Below are 19,837 nucleotides of genomic sequence, written 5' to 3' on the forward strand. Positions count from 1 at the left end.
GCCCCGCGAAGTTAGCGGGGCTTTTTTTATTGCAGCGCTTTTTGTCCGAAGAATTGGCGGACTGAACGGCCACATCGGCGTACCTGGCCGATCGGCCGATTGCCCACCGCACGGCGGGCGCGGCAAAATAGCATCATCTGAAAGCATCAACCCAGCAGCACCATCTAGCAGTACACCACGGGACGGAGTTACGCATGAAGTTCATTGACGAAGCGAGGATTGAAGTCATCGCCGGCGACGGAGGGGATGGCAGCGCGTCGATGCGCCGCGAGAAATTCGTTCCGTTCGGCGGCCCGGATGGCGGCGACGGCGGCCGGGGCGGCAGCGTGATTGCGGTCGCAGACCGCAACATCAACACGCTGATCGACTATCGCTACGCGAAAAAACATTTGGCGCGCAACGGCGAAAACGGCCGTGGCGCGGATTGCTACGGCAAGGGCGGCGACGATATCACGCTGCGCATGCCGGTCGGCACGACTATTACCGATATGGAAACCGGCGAGCTGATCGCCGACCTCACCGAGCACAACCAGAGCGTGCAGATCGCGCAAGGCGGCGCGGGCGGTCTCGGTAACCTGCATTTCAAATCCAGTACGAACCGCGCGCCGCGCCAGAAAACCGACGGCAAGCCTGGCGAGCGCCGCATGGTGCGCCTCGAACTGAAGGTGCTGGCCGACGTCGGTCTGCTCGGCATGCCGAACGCCGGCAAGTCGACCTTCATCTCGTCGGTGTCGAACGCGCGGCCGAAGATTGCGGACTATCCGTTCACCACGCTCGCACCGAACCTCGGCGTGGTGCGTGTCGGGCCGAGCCGCAGCTTCGTGATTGCCGACATTCCCGGTCTGATCGAAGGCGCGGCGGAAGGCGCCGGTCTCGGCCACCAGTTCCTGCGCCACTTGCAGCGTACTGGCCTCCTGCTGCATATCGTCGACCTCGCACCGTTCGACGAGTCCGTCGACCCGGTCGCGGAAGCCAAGGCAATTGTCAACGAGCTGCGCAAGTACGACGAATTGCTCTACGAGAAGCCGCGGTGGCTCGTGCTCAACAAGCTCGACATGGTGCCCGAAGACGAGCGCGAAGCGCGGGTGTCGGCATTCCTCGAAGGCTTCGGCTGGGACGGTCCGGTGTTCGAAATCTCGGCGCTGACCGGCCAGGGTTGCGAAGGTCTTGTTTATGCGGTGTATGACCACATCGCCGCGCATTCGGACGCGCAGCGCGCGGCTGAAGCCGAAGATCTCGCCGCCGACGTACGTTTCCGCGAGAAACCGGAAGCACCGGCTGCCGCTGCGGACGAGTCCGACATCGACCCGCAGTCGTAACAAACCTGAGCAAGCCTGAGCACCGGCGCCTGCAAAGGCCGCCGGCACACAGGCATCACGCGTTATCCTGGGAGACCGCGCACAATGCGTTCAGTCATCGCAGATTCACGGCGATTGGTAGTGAAAGTCGGCTCGAGCCTTGTCACCAACGACGGGCGCGGCCTCGATCATGCTGCGATCGGCCGCTGGGCCGCCCAGATTGCCGCTTTGCGCGCGCAAGGCAAGGAAGTCGTGCTGGTCAGTTCGGGTGCTATTGCCGAAGGCATGCAGCGGCTCGGCTGGACCAAACGGCCTCGTGAAATTGACGAGCTGCAGGCGGCCGCTGCTGTCGGTCAAATGGGCCTCGCGCAAGTTTACGAAAGCCGCTTTGCCGAGCATTCGATCCAGACCGCGCAAATTCTGCTAACCCATGCCGATCTGGCCGATCGCGAACGCTATCTGAATGCGCGTTCCACGTTGCTGACGCTGCTGCGTCTGGGCGTTGTGCCGATCATCAATGAGAACGATACGGTCGTCACTGACGAAATCAAGTTCGGCGACAACGACACGTTGGGCGCATTGGTCGCGAATCTGATCGAAGGCGATGCGCTTGTTATCCTCACCGATCAGCAAGGGCTTTTTACCGCTGATCCGCGCAAGGATCCGGGTGCGACACTCGTTCAGCAGGCCGATGCCGGCGCGCCTGAGCTCGAAGCAATGGCCGGTGGCGCGGGTTCGAGCCTGGGCCGCGGCGGTATGCTGACCAAGATTCTTGCCGCCAAACGCGCGGCGCACAGCGGCGCCAATACGGTGATCGCGAGCGGGCGTGAAGCCGACGTGTTGTCACGCCTTGCCTCGGGTGAAGCGATCGGCACGCAGTTGATCGCGCGCACCGCACGCATGGCGGCGCGCAAGCAATGGATGGCCGATCACCTCCAGGTGCGCGGCCACGTGGTGATCGACGACGGCGCGGTCGAAAAGCTGACCGAAGGCGGCAAGAGCTTGCTGCCGATCGGCATCGTGGGTGTGCAGGGTGCGTTTGCGCGTGGCGAAGTAATCGCCTGCCTGAGCGCGGCCGGGCGTGAAGTCGCGCGCGGCCTGACCAACTACAGCAGCGCGGAAACCAAGCTGATCCAGCGGCGTCCGAGCGGCGAAATTGAATCGGTGCTCGGCTATATGCTGGAGCCTGAGGTGATCCACCGCGACAATCTTGTGCTGGTCTGACTGCTCGGCGCAACCTGCGCGATAGACAAAAAAAGCCGTTCCAGCGTGAGCTGGAACGGCTTTTTTACATCCGAGGCTCGAAGCGGCTTTCAGACAATCTAAAGCACGCTCACGAAAAAACTGCCTTAGTGGATCAGCGAGGTCTGCGTGCGCTTGTAGCGGATGTTCTCGACAATCTGCTTCGCGCTGGCCGTGGGTATCTTGTTCGCGCAGAAATAATCCTGATACAGCGTTGCCTGATAGGCGTTCAGCGCGCCATTCTCGATGCGCCTGAAGTCGTTGGCGACGGTTTGATCCCAGCCGTCGTGATCGGCGTTCAGTCCCGCATATTGGCGCCATTCATACGTGTCGCAGCGAATCCCTTCGTAGTTCACGTTGCGCGCGCCGCTCGGGCTCGTGACGACGACGGTGTAGCGCACCACGCCGTCGGTGCCGACGCTGAGTGAATTCTTGTCGATTGCGAACTGCAGCGGCGTGTTGCCGGAGACTTCAAAAGGCAGCAGATTCGAGTCTTGTGGCAGTGGCGGCAAGGTGTCGACCTTGTTTTCAACCCAGTTGGTCGGCCGGTCCAGCAGATAGGCAAACGCGCTGTCGTCTTTATTGGTGGGTTTGCCGGCGCTCGAACATCCAGCCAGCAGGGCGCCGGTGGCGACGCACGCCACGACGAGAGCAAGTGCTTTCAATATGGTTTCCTCGAAAGACGGGCGCGGCCTGTTGAGCCGCACCCGTGGAGGCGGCGTGGACGGCCGCACAGAGTTGTTAATTGCGTACGCCTGGGCGGAACAGCGAGCCGGCGGCGGTTTCGCGATCGGACTCGTCTTCGTGTTCCGACGCGGAGCCAACCTCGGCCACCGACCCGGAACCCGGACCGCAATCAGACGCGATCGTCGTGTGAATCGACGTTTCGATGCTGAGGGTGGTCACCGAGGTGGTGACCGTCATCATCGTCGAATCCGGCGGACTTTCCATTGACGGCGCTATCCGGGGATAGCGAGGCCCATGGTGCCCGCCAGGTTTTTCCGCACGCGGCGCAGCCCGGCGCATGAAACGGGATAGCTCCGTCAGCGCCAACTGATACACATCCCGCTTGAACTCGATCACACAGTCGAGTGGCACCCAGTACTCGTTCCAGCGCCACGCATCGAACTCGGGGTGGTCGGTGGCGCGCAAGCATATGTCGCAATCGCGTCCAACCATCCGGAGCAAAAACCAGATTTGCTTCTGGCCGCGGTAATGACCGCGTACTTCGCGCTTGATGAACTTGTCAGGCACCTCGTAACGCAACCAGTCGCGCGTGCGACCGATCACCTTGACGTGCTCAGGAAGCAGCCCGGTTTCTTCGTGTAACTCCCGATACATCGCTTGCACGGGGGTCTCTCCGTACTTGATGCCCCCTTGCGGAAACTGCCAGGAATGTTCACGGAGCCGTTTGCCCCAAAACACCTCGTTGTGCGCGTTCAAGAGGATGATGCCGACGTTCGGGCGAAAGCCTTCACGATCCAGCATACAACCACCTTCGAATCCTTTAAAATTGCTTTGATTATAAACAGATAACGGACCCGACGCACCGATTCGCACCAGATTGGAACGATTCGCCGCAAAAGGCCCGCGTTTGCGGTAGCCTGTCTGTCTTTCCGTGCCTTATCCCTTGCTGCAAAGGCTTTGCGCGGCGGCTTCAACGCTGCGCTCGGGCCGGTTTTGCCGGGGTTTTGCCTGGTATACGCAGACCGTTGGCCGGGTGTTCGGCGAGTCCGTGCCGGCTTCAAGCCGGGTCTGTGTCGATTTCCCCACCGTTTTCACCTTTCGGGCGGTCCTTCCGGAGCCGCCGCTTTTGGAAAATCTGAATGAAAGCTTCCCGTTTCTTTATCGGCACGCTGAAAGAAGCGCCTGCCGACGCCGAGATCGTCAGCCACAAGCTCATGGTGCGCGCCGGCATGATCCGCCGCGTCGCCGGCGGCATCTATAGCTACCTGCCGGTTGGCCTGCGTTCGATCCGCAAGGTGGAAGCCATCGTGCGCGAAGAAATGAACCGGGCCGGCGCGATCGAACTGCTGATGCCCGCAGTGCAGCCGGCTGAACTCTGGCAGGAATCGGGCCGTTGGGAAAAATACGGCCCTGAGCTGCTGCGCTTCAAGGATCGCAAGCAATCCGATTTCGTGATCGGACCGACTCATGAGGAAGTGATCACGGACATTGCGCGCAATCAGATCAAGAGCTACCGCCAGTTGCCGGTGAACTTCTATCAGGTCCAGACGAAGTTCCGCGACGAGATCCGTCCGCGTTTCGGCGTGATGCGCGGCCGCGAGTTCATCATGAAAGACGCGTACTCGTTCGACAAGGACGCGGAAGGCCTGCGCGAGTCGTATCGCAAGATGTACGACGCGTACGTGCGCATCTTCACGCGTCTTGGTCTGGATTTCCGCGCGGTGGCAGCGGACAACGGCTCGATCGGCGGCAGCGGTTCGCATGAGTTCCACGTGATCGCCGACACGGGTGAAGACGCGATCGCGTATTGCCCGACCTCGGATTTCGCCGCGAACGTCGAAGCGGCCGAAGCATTGCCGCTGCACGCGCAACGTGCCGCGCCGGCCGAGGAGATGAAGAAGACCGCGACACCGGGCAAGGCGAAGTGCGAAGCCGTGGCTGAACTGCTGAACATCCCGCTCGAGCGCACGATCAAGTCGATCGTCCTCGCCACGGAAAACGAAGGTGCCGAGCCGACCATCTGGCTGCTGATGCTGCGCGGCGACCACGATCTGAACGAGATCAAGGCGAGCAAGCTGCCGGGACTCGCCGATTTCCGCATGGCGACCGAAGCCGAGATCGTCGAAACATTCGGCACGCCGCCGGGCTACCTCGGCCCGCTCAATACGAAGAAGCCGGTCAAGGTCGTCGCGGACCGCACGGTGGCGAACATGAGCGACTTTGTGGTCGGCTCGAACGAGGTGGACTACCACACCACCGGCGTGAACTGGGGCCGCGATCTGCCGGAGCCGGTCGTCGCCGATATTCGCAACGTGAAGAAGGGCGACCCGTCGCCGGACGGCAAGGGCGTGCTCGACATCTGCCGTGGCATTGAAGTGGGCCACGTGTTTCAGCTCGGCACGAAGTACTCGGATGCCATGAACGCCACCTGCCTCGACGAAACCGGCAAGCCGCGTCCGATGGAAATGGGCTGCTACGGCATTGGCGTCACGCGTATTCTGGGCGCGGCGATCGAGCAGAATTTCGACGACAAGGGCATCATCTGGCCGGAGTCGATCGCACCGTTCGAGGTGGTGCTGTGCCCGATGGGCTATGACCGAAGCGATGCCGTGCGTGAGCAGGCCGACAAGCTGTACGCCGAGTTGCTCGAAGCAGGTGTCGACGTGATCCTCGACGATCGCGGTGAACGCCCTGGCGTGATGTTCGCCGACTGGGAACTGATCGGCGTGCCGCATCGTCTGGTGATCGGCGATCGGGGTCTCAAGGACGGCAAGCTCGAGTATCAAGGCCGCCGCGACGCTGAAGCGACGCTGCTGCCGGTCGAGGACGCCGCTCAAACGGTGATCGGCAAGGTTCGCGCCGCGTTGGCGCGCTAAGCGGAGCCGAGGTGGAATACACCTTTCTGTCCGCGACAGTCCTGCTGATTCTGATCACCGATCCGCTCGGCAACATTCCGCTCTTCATCAGTTGTCTGCGCGGGGTGGCGCCGAAGCGGCGCACGATCGTCATCCTCCGTGAGGTGGCGATCGCCTTCGCGATCCTGCTGGTGTTCATGGTGGTCGGCGACCGTTTCTTGCGCATGATGAGTCTGACCGACCAGTCGCTGCGTATCGGCGGTGGAATCGTGCTGTTCCTGATCGCGCTCAGAATGGTGTTTCCGCATCCGGACGGTCCGTTCGGCGGCGACACGCGGGGCGGCGAGCCGCTCATCGTGCCGCTCGCCATTCCCGCGCTGGCGGGTCCGTCGGCGCTTGCGACGGTGATGCTGCTGACATCGCAGGCGCCGGGCAAGATGTTCGAGTGGATCGGTGCGCTGACTGTCACGATGATCGTCTGCGCGATCGTGCTGATGCTGGCGGAGCGGATTCAGGCCTGGCTCGGCGAGCGCGCGATGATGGCCTTTGAGCGCTTGATGGGGTTGGTGCTCGTGGCGATCTCAGTGGAGATGATGCTCGGCGGTATCCGTTCTTTTGTGCATCAGCTTTGAGTCGGCGCAGAGAGTGCGAGGCGGGTAGAGCCACCCTTTGCATCGTCTTCGGCAAATAAGAAAGCGGCCTGTTGGCCGCTTTTTTTATCGAGCCGCGTCGTCAAAAAACGCCGCCGCTATTATGTCGCTCAAGCACGCCGCTCAAGCGCCCTCAGTCAACGCCCGGATAGTCGGCAGATTGCGCCAGTAACCCTTGGCGTCCATCCCGCAACCGAACACGTAGCGGTCCGGTACTTCGAATCCACAGTAGTCCGGGCGCAGCGGCTTCGCCTTCGGAATGATCTTCTCGCACAGCACCGCGCTCAGGAAGCGCTTCGCGCCCATCGCGAGGATGCGGTCGCGGATCGCGGCCATGGTTTCGCCTTCGTCGAGGATGTCGTCGAGCACCAGCACGACGCGATCCTTCACCGACTCGGCCGGCGCCACGCGCCACTGCATCTCATTGCCACCCTTGGTGGTATTGCGATAGCGGGTCAGGTGGATGTAGTCGAACTCGAGCGGGAAATCGAGGTGCGGCAGCAGCATGCCGGTGAACACCGCCGCGCCGCCCATTACCGACAGCACGAGCGGGAAGTCCTCGCTCATCTCGTTGCGGATGGCCGTGGCCATGCCGCTGATCGACGCGTTGACGTCGTCGGCCGAAACGATTTCTTCGGAGTGGCTAAAAATGTGGAGAGCTTCTTCGCGGTTCATGACGTCAGACGGGCGGTAACTGTATACATAGTGTGAGTGGGAATACCCCGAAGGAAATCCCCTGGGGGACGGCGGCATGCGGTACAGAATAAACCCGCATAAATCCGGAGTCAGCCGCGCGTGCCACGGTTCCTGCACGAAAGCACGCGCGCCGCCGTCTTGCTAAAGCTTAGCGCATGCCGGGCATCATGCCCTTCATGCCGCGCATCATCTTTTGCAGATTACCGCCCTTCAGCTTTTTCATCATCGTGCGCATCTGGTCGTACTGATTCAGCATGCGGTTGACTTCCTGCACCTGCACGCCAGCACCAGCGGCGATACGGCGCTTGCGGGTGGCCTTGATCAGGTCGGGCTTTGCGCGCTCCAGCGGCGTCATGGAATTGATGATGCCTTCCATGCGGCGCATCTGCTTTTCGGCCTGGCCCATGTCGGCGCCGGCGGCGGCTTGCTGGAACTGGGCCGGCAGTTTGTCCATCAGCGAGGACAGCCCGCCCATGCCCTTCATCTGGGTCAGCTGCGCGCGGAAATCGTTGAGGTCGAAGTCGCCGCCTTTCTTGACCTTGTCGGCGAGCTTCTGCGCAGCCTGTACGTCCACGCCTTTCTGTGCTTCCTCGACGAGGGCGAGAATGTCGCCCATGCCGAGAATCCGGTTCGCCATGCGATCCGGGTAGAAGACTTCGAGGCCGTCGAGCTTTTCGGCGACACCGACGAACTTGATCGGCTTGCCCGTCACGTGACGCACGGAGAGCGCCGCGCCACCGCGCGAGTCGCCGTCGAGCTTCGTGAGGACCACGCCGGTGAGCGGCAATGCGTCGCTAAAGGCCTTCGCGGTGTTGACGGCATCCTGACCGAGCATCGCGTCGACCACGAACAGCGTTTCCGCCGGCTTCAACGTGCTGTGCAGCGCGGTGATTTCCGCCATCATCGCTTCGTCGATACCCAGACGGCCGGCCGTGTCGACCAGCAGCACGTCGTGGTAGTGGCGCTTGGCCCAATCCACCGCGGCGATCGCGATGTCGACCGGTTTCTGATCCGGTTCCGACGGGAAGAAGTCCGCGCCGACCTGCTCGGTCACCATCTTCAACTGCGCGATGGCAGCCGGACGGTAAACGTCGCATGAAACGGTCAGGACCTTCTTCTTGTATTTTTCGCGCAGGAGCTTGGCGAGCTTGCCGACCGTGGTCGTCTTACCGGCGCCTTGCAGACCCGCCATCAGGATGACGGCCGGCGGCGTGACGGCGAGGTTCAGTTCGACCGCCTTGCCTTCGTAGTCGCCGCCGATCACCGCGGTCAGCTCGCGCTGCACCACGCCGACGAGTGCCTGACCCGGCGACAGGCTGCTGATGACTTCCTCGCCGAGCGCCTTTTCCTTCACCTTGGCGATGAATTCGCGCACGACGGGCAGCGCCACGTCCGCCTCGAGAAGTGCCAGGCGCACTTCGCGCAGCATTTCCTGGGTGTTCGCCTCGGTGAGCCGGGCTTCGCCGCGCAGCGTCTTGACGACGCGCGCCATCCGTTGAGTCAGATTGTCGAGCATGGGGAGCGATGAACAGTGCGGCCGGAGCAGGGCGCGATGCGGGAGACGTCGCGGAGCAGGGGCCTAGTGTAAACTTCGAATATGGATATTGTACTGTATGCCCTCACTGCGCTCCTCTACGGCGGTCTCGCCGTGGCCGGCTGGCGCTCGCACCGGCACGCCGCCTTGCGCCCCATGCTCGAGAGCGTGCCGGCGGTGCCCGTCACCGCGGGCAGGTCGGTCCCATTGTCTTCCTCGGCCGCCTCGGGCATGAGCAGCTCGGGCCGCGCGCTGCTATTTGTTGCCCTGCTAGCCCACGGCGTGCTGCTGCACACCACCATCTTTCCTCAGAACGCGATGGTTTTCGGTTTCGCGTTCGCGCTGTCGGCGATGTTCTGGCTCGGCGCCGGCATCTACTGGATCGAGAGTTTTTTCTTCCCGCTCGACGGCCTGCGCCTGCTGGTGTTGCCGCTCGCCTGTGTGGCTTCCTTATTGCCGCTGGCGTTCAATGGCGTGCGTGTGCTGCCGTATTCGGCCGCGCCCATGTTCAAGCTGCACTTCCTGATCGCCAATATCGCGTACGGTTTGTTCGCGATAGCGGCGTTGCACGCGATTCTGATGCTGCTGGTCGAGCGCCGTCTGCACGCAATGCGCGGCGGCATGTCGCAACGCAATGCGGCTGCGGGCAACGGCTGGCTGTCGAGCTGGCTCGACACGCTGCCGCCGCTGCTGACGCTGGAAAAGTTGCTGTTCCGCCTGATCGGCGCCGGTTTCGTCCTGCTCACGCTGACGCTGCTCTCGGGCATCATATTTAGCGAGCAACTGGTCGACCGCGCATTGCGGCTCGACCACAAAACCGTGTTCGCGATTCTTTCCTGGGTGATGTTCGGCGCGCTGCTGACCGCGCGCAAGGTGTCCGGCTGGCGCGGCCGTGCGGCATTGCGCTGGGTGCTGGCGTCGTTCGTCGCGCTGCTGCTGGCGTACGTCGGCAGCCGTTTCGTATTCGAGGTGCTGCTGCACCGTGCTGTAGTGTGAGTGTCCTGCCATGCGACAAATTTTTCTGCTGATCCTGTTGTTTATCGTTGGCCAGTGGCTGGTGAAGGCGCTGCGTCGTCATGACGCGCAAGCGTCTCAGCGCACGGGCGGTGCCGGTGCGAATAGCGCTGCGGGGGCCAACGGCCAGAGTGGCCGGAGCGGCCCGAACGGCGGCGCGCGTGGGCCAGCCTCCGCGCAAGCGCAGCCGCAGCTTGCCGAGCCGATGATCCGCTGCGCCGAATGCGGCGTGCACGCGCCGAAGAGCGACTCGGTCGTCGTTGCCGGGCAGGCGTTCTGCAGCGCCGCGCACGCGCAACGTCATGGCGCGCATCCCACGGGCCGCGACGCGCGATGAACCTCGCGTTCACCGTCGAGGCCGACGGTTGGGTCGACGCCGCGCGCAAACTGCCATCGCCGAATTTCGAAGCGCGGCCCGCAGGGGCCGTGCCCACATTGATCGTCGTGCACAACATCAGCCTGCCGCCTGACGAGTTCGGCGGCACGGCGATTGCCGAGCTGTTCCAGAACACGCTCGACTGCGATGCCCACCCGTACTACGACACGCATCTGCGCGGCGTGCGGGTGTCGGCGCACTTCGTGATCCATCGCGACGGCTCGCTCGAACAGTTTGTGTCCTGCAACGAGCGCGCATGGCACGCAGGCCCATCGAATTTTTTCGGCCGCGAGCGCTGCAATGATTTCTCGATCGGCATCGAGCTGGAAGGCAGCGACACGACTGCTTTCGAAGCGGCGCAATACCGCACGCTCGGCGCGCTTGTGACGGCGCTCAAGGCTCGCTATCCGGTCGAGGGACTGGCCGGTCACTCGGACATTGCCCCCGGCCGCAAAACCGATCCAGGACCCCATTTCGAGTGGCAGCGGCTGCAACGCGACACCGCGCTGGCCGATCAGTACTTCCCCTATCTCAAGTTTCCCCAAACGCCGTAACGGCCCTTCGCGCGACTTTGCGCGAAGCAAGGAGAGCAAGGCGCAGCCTCGCTCTCCGGGGAGGCGGCTTCCCGCCGCGCTATGCAAAAGTCAAGACTTCGAAAGCAAATAAAACGATTTGACCTGTCTTGAAACTACACTATACTTGGTGCCAGAAATTCAGTTTTGCACTATATCTTGTGTCCGGTGTGTATAACTCTGTGCATAACTGAGTGCATAAGTTATGCGGCGCCCCGCTCCCGAGCACGGCGCCGCAAGCATTCCAGGCAGTGACAAAACAATTCCTGCGGCGCGGCTGATAGAGAGTCGGCAGCGTCCAGAAAAATTCAGGAAAAGGGCACAGCAAGTGATCGCGACACACAGCGTGAAGACCGTTATCAATTCGAATCAGGCTTCATCGCTGTCGCATCCCGCCACCCGGCTCAGCCGGCCTTTCTTCTGCACCCCATCGTTTGCGCACGCGGCGGCGCAGCGTTCGTTTTAATCCGCGGCTTCCTCCGCAACATTTCCAAGACCAGGAGCTTTGCACATGCAAACCACCGACAACGTGACGACCCGGTACGAGGGTTCATCGACTGGCCAGAACTTTGGCCAGGCACAAGGCGCGCAAGCGCTCGCGCCGCAAGCGACCTACGCCGACTACAAGGTGATCCGCCGCAACGGCAGCGTGGTGTCGTTCGAACCGTCGAAAATCGCCATCGCCGTGACGAAGGCATTCCTGGCCGTCAACGGTGGTCAAGGCGCAGCCTCCGCGCGTGTGCGCGAGCTGGTCGAGCAACTCACGCAGAACGTGGTGCGCGCGCTCGTGCGCAGCCGCCCGAACGGCGGCACCTTCCATATTGAAGACATTCAGGATCAGGTCGAACTCGCGCTGATGCGCGGCGGCGAACACAACGTCGCGCGTGCCTACGTGCTGTATCGCGAGAAGCGCACCCAGGCGCGCGGCCATGACGACCAGATCGTCGCCAGCACTCCGGGTCTGAATGTCACGGACAACGGCGTGACGCGTCCGCTCGACATGGCTGCGCTGCGCGGCATCATCGAACTGGCTTGCTCGAACCTGGGCGACGTCGTGAATGCCGATCCGATCATCGCGGAAACGGTGAAGAATCTGTACGACGGCGTGCCGATGGCCCAAGTCTACGACTCGGCGATTCTGGCTGCCCGCACGATGATCGAAAAGGACCCGGCATACAGCCAGGTCACCGCACGCATCCTGCTGCACACGATCCGCCGCGAGATCCTCGAAGAGGAAGTCACGCAAACGGAAATGGCCGACCGCTATGCCGAGTACTTCCCGCAGTTCATCAAGCGCGGCATCGGCGCCGGCCTGCTCGACGACAAGCTCCAGCAGTTCGACCTGAAGCGCCTCGGCGCCGCGCTCGACAACAGCCGCGACCTGCAGTTCGGCTACCTCGGTCTGCAAACGCTGTATGACCGCTACTTCCTGCATCACGACGGCGTGCGCATCGAAATGCCGCAGGCATTCTTTATGCGTGTCGCAATGGGCCTGTCGCTGAACGAGATCGACCGCGAAGCGCGCGCTATCGAGTTCTACAACATCCTGTCGAGCTTCGACTTCATGTCGTCCACGCCGACGCTGTTCAATTCGGGCACGCATCGCTCGCAACTGTCGTCGTGCTACCTGACGACGGTGGACGACGACCTCGACGGCATCTACGAAGCGCTGAAGGAAAACGCGCTGCTGTCGAAATTCGCCGGCGGTCTGGGCAACGACTGGACGCGCGTGCGCGCACTCGGTTCGCACATCAAGGGCACTAACGGCAAGTCGCAAGGCGTGGTGCCGTTCCTGAAAGTCGTCAACGACACGGCGGTGGCGGTCAACCAGGGCGGCAAGCGCAAGGGCGCGGTTTGCGCGTACCTGGAAACGTGGCACCTGGACATCGAAGAATTCCTCGAGCTGCGTAAGAACACCGGCGACGACCGTCGCCGCACGCACGACATGAACACGGCGAACTGGATTCCCGACCTGTTCATGAAGCGCGTGATGGAAGGCGGTGACTGGACGCTGTTCTCGCCGTCCACCTGCCCGGATCTGCATGACCTGTTCGGCGCAGAATTCGAAACGGCTTACACAGCTTACGAAGAGAAGGTTGCGCGCGGCGAGATCAAGCTGTTCAAGAAGCTTCCGGCAGCGCAACTGTGGCGCAAGATGCTGGGCATGCTGTTCGAAACCGGCCACCCGTGGATCACGTTCAAGGATCCGTGCAATGTGCGCTCGCCGCAACAGCACGTCGGCGTCGTTCACTCGTCGAACCTGTGCACGGAAATCACGCTGAACACGAGCGACGCCGAAATCGCCGTCTGCAACCTGGGCTCCGTGAACCTCGTCGCTCACCTGAAGGAACAGGCCGACGGCACCCTGGCGCTCGACCACGACAAGCTGAAGCGCACGGTCAGCGTGGCAATGCGCATGCTCGACAACGTGATCGACATCAATTACTACGCGGTTGCCAAGGCGCGTAACTCGAACCTGAAGCACCGTCCGGTCGGCATGGGCATCATGGGCTTCCAGGACTGCCTGCACCTGCTGCGCACGCCGTACGCGTCGCAAGAGGCGGTTGCGTTCGCCGATACGTCGATGGAAGCGGTTTGCTACTACGCTTACTACGCGTCGACCGAACTGGCGCAGGAACGCGGCCGTTACTCCAGCTACCGCGGCTCGCTGTGGGATCGCGGCATCCTCCCGCAAGACTCGGTGAAGCTGCTGGAGCAGGCGCGCGGCGGTTACGTCGAAGTCGATTCGAGCGAGTCGATGGACTGGACCGAACTGCGTTCGCGCATCGCCACCTACGGCATGCGCAACTCGAACTGCATCGCGATCGCGCCGACGGCGACGATCTCGAACATCATCGGCGTGTCGGCCTGTATCGAACCGACCTTCCAGAACCTGTATGTGAAGTCGAACCTGTCGGGCGAGTTCACGGTGGTCAACGACTACCTGGTGCGTGACCTGAAGGAACGCGGTCTGTGGGACGAAGTGATGGTCGCCGACCTGAAGTACTTCGACGGCACGCTGTCGCGCATCGACCGCATCCCGGCCGACCTGCGCGCGATCTACGCGACCGCATTCGAACTCGATCCGGTGTGGCTGGTCGAGGCGGCTTCGCGCCGTCAGAAGTGGATCGACCAGGCACAGTCGCTGAACATTTACATGGGTGGCGCGTCGGGCAAGAAGCTCGACGAAATCTACAAGCTCGCATGGGTGCGTGGCCTGAAGACGACCTACTACCTCCGCACGATGGCGGCGACGCACGTCGAGAAGTCGACGGTGGCGCACGGCGCGCTGAACGCGGTGAGCTCGGGCGGCAGCGAAGGATCGGGCGGCGCGGGCGGTGTCGGCGGTGGCGCAGCAGGTGGTTTTGGCGCGAGCGGCGGTGCGGCTTCGGGCGGCATCCAGGTAGCGGCGGCGCCGGCAGCGGCAGTCGAAGCAGCGCCGGAAGCGGATGGTCCGGTGTGCATGATGCGTCCGGGCGATGCGGGTTTCGACGAGTGCGAGGCTTGCCAATAAACGTCTCGCAACTGCGAGGCGAGCACGAAGCAAGTGGCGCGATCGCTGCGTGGTTGAGTGGGTCGTAGGTAAAGACCCGCATGCAGCGATCGGCAAGCAGGACGAAGCCGTGAAGAAGTGAAGTAGATGAGCGGCGCGGCGAAACAGAATCGACGTTGTGCCGCTCGTCGAACAGCATCGAAGCAGGGCAAGCGGCTGAAGCCGCGAAGCGGTAAGCAGGTAGTCGATGAAGCAGTCAGCAGTCGGCAGCACAGACGAAGCGCTCGATATGAAGCGCTCAGCAAACGCTCCGGTCGAAGGTCGAACGACACGGCCGGCCAGATGCATCGCCCGACATTGCATTGAACTTCACCTCGCCAGCACTGACGAACAGGCAATCGCGAGGCAGCAGGAAGCAATCGCAAAACCCTGCAGACGCACTCCGCAATACAGATAGATAGAGCAGCGAAACGTCGCTTCGACACGTTGCTCTTCGAGCTCGCGAAGCACCTCGACGACACGCGTTCAACACGCTTCACATGAGGCGACACACACAGTCTGTTGAACAAAGTGTTGTATGAACGTAGCAACGCGAATCGAAAACAGGATTTTTCATCAGCGAACTCTTTTATCGCTCGTGAAAAGATGGTACAAACCGTTCTAAATTGATGGTGACATTTATGCTCAACTGGGATGACGAGATCACTGCCGTAACTCCCTCGAGCGCTACGCAACAGAATGTGTTGCGCAACGCTGCGGGATCGGCTGTCGGTTCGCAAGTCGGAACGCGTTCCGCTCCCCACGCTCCCTCGGCTCAAGACATCTTCGCGAACGACATCGCTGTCGCTCCCGTCGCTCATGTGACCAACGCTACTGCTGGAACGGCCGCCGTTTCCGAAGCACGGGTCAATGTCGCCGACAAGCGCATCATCAACGGCCAGACCGACGTCAATCAGTTGGTGCCGTTCAAATACAAGTGGGCCTGGGAAAAGTATCTGGCTGGTTGCGCCAACCACTGGATGCCGCAAGAAGTGAACATGTCGCGCGACATCGCCCTCTGGAAAGACCCGAACGGTCTGACCGAAGACGAGCGCCGTGTCGTCAAGCGCAACCTGGGTTTCTTCGTGACGGCCGACTCGCTGGCCGCCAACAACATCGTGCTGGGCACCTACCGCCATATCACGGCGCCCGAATGCCGCCAGTTCCTGCTGCGCCAGGCGTTCGAAGAGGCGATCCACACGCACGCTTACCAGTACATCGTCGAATCGCTGGGCCTCGACGAGGGCGAAATCTTCAACGCGTATCACGAGGTTCCCTCGATCCGCGCGAAAGACGAATTCCTGATTCCGTACATCAACGTGCTGACCGATCCGGGCTTCAAGACCGGCACGCTCGAGACCGACCAGACGCTGCTGCGCTCGCTGATCGTGTTCGCCTGTGTGATGGAAGGCCTGTTCTTCTACGTCGGCTTTACGCAAATCCTGGCGCTGGGCCGTCAGAACAAGATGACCGGCGCGGCGGAACAGTACCAATACATCCTGCGCGACGAGTCGATGCACTGCAACTTCGGCATCGACCTGATCAACCAGATCAAACTCGAAAACCCGCAACTCTGGACGGCTGAGTTCCGCGCGGAAATCCGCGAGATCTTCCAGCAAGCGGTCGAACTTGAATATCGTTACGCAGAAGATACGATGCCGCGCGGGGTGCTCGGCCTCAATGCGTCGATGTTCAAGAGCTATCTGCGCTTCATCTGCAACCGCCGTTGCCAGCAGATCGGTCTCGATCCGCTGTACCCGAACGAGGAAAACCCGTTCCCGTGGATGAGCGAGATGATCGACCTGAAGAAGGAACGCAACTTCTTCGAGACGCGAGTGATCGAATATCAGACTGGCGGCGCGCTGACCTGGGAGTGATCCGGGTTCGTGTCGCAGATGCATTCATTTTGGGGATGCCGGCAGGCTTCGGCCGCGGCAATTTAGTTAGGAGCAGAACCGCCTGATGCAAATCGTGCCCGGTGCGCCGCGTGCCTTCGCGGCCCACAAACATGGCTGGCACTTTGCGAACCCTTCAGTGGGATGGGCAAACTTCCCCCCGGAAAAAGCCGCTGGCGTTGCCGCCAGCGGCCCGATCAAGCAATTGCCGGCGTTGAGATCCAGCGCCGACCAGATCTGGCGCGCGGTGCCCAAGGGCACGGCGCGCCTTACCGCATTCATTAGCGTAAGCGCGCAGCACCTGCGTACGCCGATGAATAGCCCGCTTCGTAGCGCGCGCCCTGAGAAGCGTCCGCGGGAAGCGGGTTTTGACGAAGGGTGTAGTTTGAACTGACTCTCATCTGAAAACCTGAAGGAGAAAATGATGGCAACTATCAAGAAAGCCGCAGCTAAGAAACCCGCAGCCAAGAAGGCAGCACCGGCCAAGAAGGCTGCTCCGGCGAAAAAAGTCGCTGCAAAGAAAGTCGCAGTGAAGAAGGTTGCAGCGAAGAAGGCAGCACCGGCGAAGAAGGTTGCAGCGAAGAAAGCTGCTCCGGCCAAGAAGGTTGCTGCAAAGAAAGTCGCAGTGAAGAAGGTTGCAGCGAAGAAGGCAGCGCCGGCCAAGAAGGCAGCACCGGCGAAGAAAGCTGCAGTGAAGAAGGTTGCAGCGAAGAAGGCAGCACCGGCGAAGAAGGCCGCGGCAAAGAAGGCAGCACCGGCTAAGAAGGCCGCTGCCAAGAAGGCTGCGCCTGCGAAAAAGGCTGCTGCCAAGAAAGCTGCGCCTGCGAAGAAGGCTGCTGCTAAAAAGGCTGCGCCTGCCAAGAAGGCTGCCGCGAAGAAGGCCGCTGCTCCTGCCAAGAAGGCTGCGCCTGCGAAGAAGGCTGTCGCCAAGAAGGCGGCTCCTGCACCCGCTGCGACTTCTGTCTCGAGCGCACCGGCAGCGACGGTGAAGACCGCGCTGAACCCGGCAGCGGCATGGCCGTTCCCGACGGGCAGCCGTCCGTAATCTGGTCAATAAGTTTTGACCAGGCGGTAGAAGTACTTCGACACGCCGTACCTGTGTCGATGATCGAGTAGCGCTTACGTAGCCGTATGACCGAGCGCTACTCGGTCAGGGTCCCGTTGCCGGGTTTCTGGCGACGGGATTTTTTTTGCCCGAGCGAACGCGCCGGTTGTACGAAACGCTGCAAAACCGACGGACGAAAAAAAACGCATGCACCGCCACCATGTTGCATGGGACCGGAGTAAGTGCTTTGCATGGGACCAGAGTAGCGCGCTGAAGCGCGAACTCTGGTCGACAGCTAAAGCGCTAACTCCGGTCGACAGGGGAGGGCATGCGTTTGAGGTCGTCGCGGCAGCGCGTGAAGCGCGACCGCACGAGAGGGGAAACTTAGTGAGTGACGCGCGTGACGCCGCCGCTGGAGAGCAGCCGGACGCGGTCGCCGGCGCGGAAGATTTCGCCGGTGGCGCTTTGCGTGATTGCGCGCATATCGCCGTTGTCGAGTCGCACGGTGATCTCGAGGCCGTCGTGCACCGCGACGCCGTTCTCGACCGCATTGCCCGCCACTGCGCCGGCGAGGCCGCCGATAATGCCGGTCACGATCGAGCCACGGCCGCCGCCGATCGCGCTGCCTGCCACCGCACCCAAGGCGCCGCCGCCGATCGCGCCCAAGCCGCTCGGCTGGCCGTTATTCGAACTGATCTTCACTGCGCGCACGCTGTCGACCGTGCCCATGCGCACCGTTTCTTCGCGCTGTGCCTGCGACGCCGTGTAGACGTCTGCAGAGCTGCTGTTGTACGCACACCCCGACATGGCCAGCGAACCGGCGATCAAAGCGGCCACTACCAGGCGACTCGTTGTTCTCATTCCCTAACTCCAATAGCTTGCGGTATTACGGCAGGTCGTATTCGAACGCCTGCTTGAACCGTTCGTTGATCTCCGCCCGGCTGGGCGCGTAGTTCTGCGGGCCCTGGTGTTCGATCTTCAGTGCACCCATCAGGCTTGCCAGACGCCCCGTGGTCGCCCAGCCAAGCTTGTGCTCGATGCCGTACAACAAGCCGCCGCGGAACGCGTCGCCGCAACCCGTAGGATCGAGCACCTGCTGTGCCTTCACCGCCGGAATCTCTTCGATGCCGCCGGCGTGATGAATCCGCGCGCCCTGCTCGCCGAGCGTGATAATCAGCGCCTCGACCTTGCCGGCGATCTCTTCGATCGACCAACCCGTTTTGTTGCTCACCAGTTTGGCTTCGTAATCGTTGACAGCTACGTAAGTAGCAAGTTCAATCATGCGGCGCAGCGACTCGCCGTCGAACAGCGGCAAACCCTGGCCCGGATCGAAGATAAACGGCACGCCGGCTGCTGCCAGATGCTCGGAGTGCTGGACCATGGCGTCGTAACCGTCCGGCCCGACGATGCCGAGCGTGATGCCCTTCGCCTGGTCGGCGCGGCTCAGATGCGCTTGCATCATTGCGCCCGGATGGAATGCGGCGATCTGATTGTTTTCCAGATCGGTGGTGATCATCGCCTGGGCCGAGTAGGTATCCGGCACCACGAGCACGTTCTCCGTCGACAGGCCGAGTTGCGCGAAGCGGTCCATGTAGCGCTGCGCGTCAATCGCGCCAAGCGCGCCCATGATGCGCGCGTCGCCACCCAGCAGATGCAGCGAGTAGCCAATGTTGCCCGCGCAGCCGCCGAATTCGCGGCGCATCGTCGGCACGAGGAAACTCACGTTGAGGATGTGGACCTGCTCCGGCAGGATGTGCTCCCGAAAGCGGCCTTCGAAGGTCATGATGTTGTCGTAGGCGAGCGAACCGCAAATCAGCGTGGCCAAGGCGAGCGTTCCTGTAAAAGTCGAAATGGAAAATGGGCGCGACGATGCGACAGCGCCGCGCATGAAGCGCGGCGCCGGGGTTCGTGCGCGAAGGTTTTACTTCAGCGCGGCAAGTGCGGCGTCGTAGTTCGGTTCGTCCTTGATTTCGCCCACCAGCTGGGCGTGCACGACCTTGTCGTTCTCGTCGACGACCACCACGGCGCGTGCCGTCAGACCCGTCAGCGGGCCGCTCGTTACATCGACGCCATAGGCTTGCGCGAACTCGTGGCCGCGGAACGTGGACGCCGTCACGACGTTCTCGATACCTTCGGTCGTGCAGAAGCGCGATGCGGCGAACGGCAGATCGCCCGACACGACGATCACGGCCGTGTTGCTCAGCTTTGCTGCGGCTTCGTTGAACTTGCGGGTCGACGTGGCGCAGGTCGGCGTGTCGAGGCTCGGCACGATATTCAGTACTTTGCGCTTGCCGGCGAAGTCAGCCAGCGACACCGGCTTCAGATCCTTGCCCACGAGCGAGAAGGCGGGGGCATTCTGTCCCACGGTCGGGAACGTGCCGGCTACTTCGATCGGGTTGCCACCCAGCGTAACTTGACTCATGTTGATGTGCTCCGAAAAT

General features: G+C 62.0%; 18 protein-coding genes. 11 read left to right on the forward strand and 7 right to left on the reverse strand.

The genetic code is table 11. From position 1 onward, the window contains the following. Positions 1-194 precede the first annotated feature (194 nt). Both cgtA and proB read left to right on the forward strand, forming a co-directional pair. Positions 195-1,319 (forward strand): Obg family GTPase CgtA, encoded by a 1,125-nt coding sequence (cgtA, locus tag BCY88_RS28465; protein WP_120347505.1) that lies wholly within the window; start codon positions 195-197, stop codon positions 1,317-1,319. An 84-nt stretch (positions 1,320-1,403) separates the two neighbouring features. After that, complete coding sequence (proB, locus tag BCY88_RS28470) at positions 1,404-2,522, forward strand: glutamate 5-kinase (protein WP_120347506.1); 1,119 nt, start codon at positions 1,404-1,406, stop codon at positions 2,520-2,522. A 125-nt stretch (positions 2,523-2,647) separates the two neighbouring features. Here proB and BCY88_RS28475 read toward each other — a convergent pair whose 3' ends face one another. After that, positions 2,648-3,205 carry a CNP1-like family protein gene (locus BCY88_RS28475; RefSeq protein ID WP_120347507.1) on the reverse strand — a complete coding sequence of 186 codons (558 nt, stop codon included), beginning with the start codon at positions 3,203-3,205 and terminating at the stop codon, positions 2,648-2,650. Between the two features lie 76 nt (positions 3,206-3,281). Further along, the gene (locus BCY88_RS28480) at positions 3,282-4,028 is read right to left on the reverse strand and encodes an RNA pyrophosphohydrolase (RefSeq protein WP_120347508.1); all 747 of its coding nucleotides are present in this window, start codon (positions 4,026-4,028) and stop codon (positions 3,282-3,284) included. A 338-nt stretch (positions 4,029-4,366) separates the two neighbouring features. On the opposite strand from BCY88_RS28480, the gene BCY88_RS28490 reads away from it, so the two are divergent. Both BCY88_RS28490 and BCY88_RS28495 read left to right on the forward strand, forming a co-directional pair. Further along, positions 4,367-6,103, forward strand: a complete 1,737-nt coding sequence (locus tag BCY88_RS28490; RefSeq protein WP_120347510.1) for a proline--tRNA ligase — start codon at positions 4,367-4,369, stop codon at positions 6,101-6,103. 11 nt (positions 6,104-6,114) lie between these two features. Continuing rightward, complete coding sequence (locus BCY88_RS28495) at positions 6,115-6,714, forward strand: MarC family protein (RefSeq protein ID WP_120347511.1); 600 nt, start codon at positions 6,115-6,117, stop codon at positions 6,712-6,714. A 141-nt stretch (positions 6,715-6,855) separates the two neighbouring features. Here the strand turns inward: BCY88_RS28495 and BCY88_RS28500 are convergent, their stop codons facing one another. Then, positions 6,856-7,407 (reverse strand): hypoxanthine-guanine phosphoribosyltransferase, encoded by a 552-nt coding sequence (locus BCY88_RS28500; RefSeq protein WP_120347512.1) that lies wholly within the window; start codon positions 7,405-7,407, stop codon positions 6,856-6,858. A gap of 169 nt (positions 7,408-7,576) precedes the next feature. Beyond that, positions 7,577-8,944 carry a signal recognition particle protein gene (gene ffh, locus BCY88_RS28505; RefSeq protein ID WP_120347513.1) on the reverse strand — a complete coding sequence of 456 codons (1,368 nt, stop codon included), beginning with the start codon at positions 8,942-8,944 and terminating at the stop codon, positions 7,577-7,579. 81 nt (positions 8,945-9,025) lie between these two features. On the opposite strand from ffh, the gene BCY88_RS28510 reads away from it, so the two are divergent. From BCY88_RS28510 to BCY88_RS28540, 7 genes are all read left to right on the forward strand, one after another. Continuing rightward, on the forward strand, positions 9,026-9,958 hold the full coding sequence (locus tag BCY88_RS28510; protein WP_120347514.1) for a cytochrome C assembly family protein: 933 nt from the start codon (positions 9,026-9,028) through the stop codon (positions 9,956-9,958). A 10-nt stretch (positions 9,959-9,968) separates the two neighbouring features. Next, on the forward strand, positions 9,969-10,313 hold the full coding sequence (locus BCY88_RS28515) for a PP0621 family protein (protein WP_120347515.1): 345 nt from the start codon (positions 9,969-9,971) through the stop codon (positions 10,311-10,313). Further along, on the forward strand, positions 10,310-10,906 hold the full coding sequence (gene ampD, locus BCY88_RS28520; RefSeq protein ID WP_120347516.1) for a 1,6-anhydro-N-acetylmuramyl-L-alanine amidase AmpD: 597 nt from the start codon (positions 10,310-10,312) through the stop codon (positions 10,904-10,906). The genes BCY88_RS28515 and ampD overlap by 4 nt, the downstream gene beginning before the upstream one ends. A 529-nt stretch (positions 10,907-11,435) precedes the next feature. Beyond that, positions 11,436-14,438: a ribonucleoside-diphosphate reductase subunit alpha gene (locus BCY88_RS28525; RefSeq protein WP_120347517.1), complete on the forward strand. Its 3,003-nt coding sequence runs from the start codon at positions 11,436-11,438 to the stop codon at positions 14,436-14,438. Between the two features lie 659 nt (positions 14,439-15,097). Further along, entirely contained in the window at positions 15,098-16,333 is a 1,236-nt protein-coding gene (locus BCY88_RS28530; protein WP_120347531.1) for a ribonucleotide-diphosphate reductase subunit beta, read from the forward strand. Between the two features lie 85 nt (positions 16,334-16,418). Continuing rightward, entirely contained in the window at positions 16,419-16,745 is a 327-nt protein-coding gene (locus BCY88_RS28535) for a hypothetical protein (RefSeq protein ID WP_120347518.1), read from the forward strand. Positions 16,746-16,775: 30 nt separating this feature from the next. After that, positions 16,776-17,396, forward strand: a complete 621-nt coding sequence (locus tag BCY88_RS28540) for a histone H1-like DNA-binding protein (protein ID WP_120347519.1) — start codon at positions 16,776-16,778, stop codon at positions 17,394-17,396. Positions 17,397-17,780: 384 nt separating this feature from the next. Here BCY88_RS28540 and BCY88_RS28545 read toward each other — a convergent pair whose 3' ends face one another. The 3 genes from BCY88_RS28545 to tpx form a co-directional block, all read right to left on the reverse strand. Continuing rightward, positions 17,781-18,257 (reverse strand): outer membrane lipoprotein, encoded by a 477-nt coding sequence (locus BCY88_RS28545; protein ID WP_028196458.1) that lies wholly within the window; start codon positions 18,255-18,257, stop codon positions 17,781-17,783. 25 nt (positions 18,258-18,282) lie between these two features. After that, the gene (locus tag BCY88_RS28550) at positions 18,283-19,221 is read right to left on the reverse strand and encodes a carbohydrate kinase family protein (protein ID WP_120347532.1); all 939 of its coding nucleotides are present in this window, start codon (positions 19,219-19,221) and stop codon (positions 18,283-18,285) included. Between the two features lie 96 nt (positions 19,222-19,317). Then, positions 19,318-19,818 carry a thiol peroxidase gene (tpx, locus tag BCY88_RS28555; protein ID WP_120347533.1) on the reverse strand — a complete coding sequence of 167 codons (501 nt, stop codon included), beginning with the start codon at positions 19,816-19,818 and terminating at the stop codon, positions 19,318-19,320. Positions 19,819-19,837 lie beyond the last annotated feature (19 nt).

This window comes from Paraburkholderia fungorum, from assembly GCF_003610895.1.
Classification (GTDB): Bacteria; Pseudomonadota; Gammaproteobacteria; order Burkholderiales; family Burkholderiaceae; genus Paraburkholderia; species Paraburkholderia fungorum_B.

Bases quoted from the DNA above. Each gene is read 5' to 3' on its own strand.
- cgtA (WP_120347505.1), top strand. From the start codon at position 195: ATGAAGTTCATTGACGAAGCGAGGATTGAAGTCATCGCCGGCGACGGA.
- proB (WP_120347506.1), top strand. From the start codon at position 1,404: ATGCGTTCAGTCATCGCAGATTCACGGCGATTGGTAGTGAAAGTCGGC.
- BCY88_RS28480 (WP_120347508.1), bottom strand. From the start codon at position 4,028: ATGCTGGATCGTGAAGGCTTTCGCCCGAACGTCGGCATCATCCTCTTG.
- BCY88_RS28490 (WP_120347510.1), top strand. From the start codon at position 4,367: ATGAAAGCTTCCCGTTTCTTTATCGGCACGCTGAAAGAAGCGCCTGCC.
- BCY88_RS28500 (WP_120347512.1), bottom strand. From the start codon at position 7,407: ATGAACCGCGAAGAAGCTCTCCACATTTTTAGCCACTCCGAAGAAATC.
- ffh (WP_120347513.1), bottom strand. From the start codon at position 8,944: ATGCTCGACAATCTGACTCAACGGATGGCGCGCGTCGTCAAGACGCTG.
- BCY88_RS28510 (WP_120347514.1), top strand. From the start codon at position 9,026: ATGGATATTGTACTGTATGCCCTCACTGCGCTCCTCTACGGCGGTCTC.
- BCY88_RS28515 (WP_120347515.1), top strand. From the start codon at position 9,969: ATGCGACAAATTTTTCTGCTGATCCTGTTGTTTATCGTTGGCCAGTGG.
- ampD (WP_120347516.1), top strand. From the start codon at position 10,310: ATGAACCTCGCGTTCACCGTCGAGGCCGACGGTTGGGTCGACGCCGCG.
- BCY88_RS28525 (WP_120347517.1), top strand. From the start codon at position 11,436: ATGCAAACCACCGACAACGTGACGACCCGGTACGAGGGTTCATCGACT.
- BCY88_RS28530 (WP_120347531.1), top strand. From the start codon at position 15,098: ATGCTCAACTGGGATGACGAGATCACTGCCGTAACTCCCTCGAGCGCT.
- BCY88_RS28535 (WP_120347518.1), top strand. From the start codon at position 16,419: ATGCAAATCGTGCCCGGTGCGCCGCGTGCCTTCGCGGCCCACAAACAT.
- BCY88_RS28540 (WP_120347519.1), top strand. From the start codon at position 16,776: ATGGCAACTATCAAGAAAGCCGCAGCTAAGAAACCCGCAGCCAAGAAG.
- BCY88_RS28545 (WP_028196458.1), bottom strand. From the start codon at position 18,257: ATGAGAACAACGAGTCGCCTGGTAGTGGCCGCTTTGATCGCCGGTTCG.
- tpx (WP_120347533.1), bottom strand. From the start codon at position 19,818: ATGAGTCAAGTTACGCTGGGTGGCAACCCGATCGAAGTAGCCGGCACG.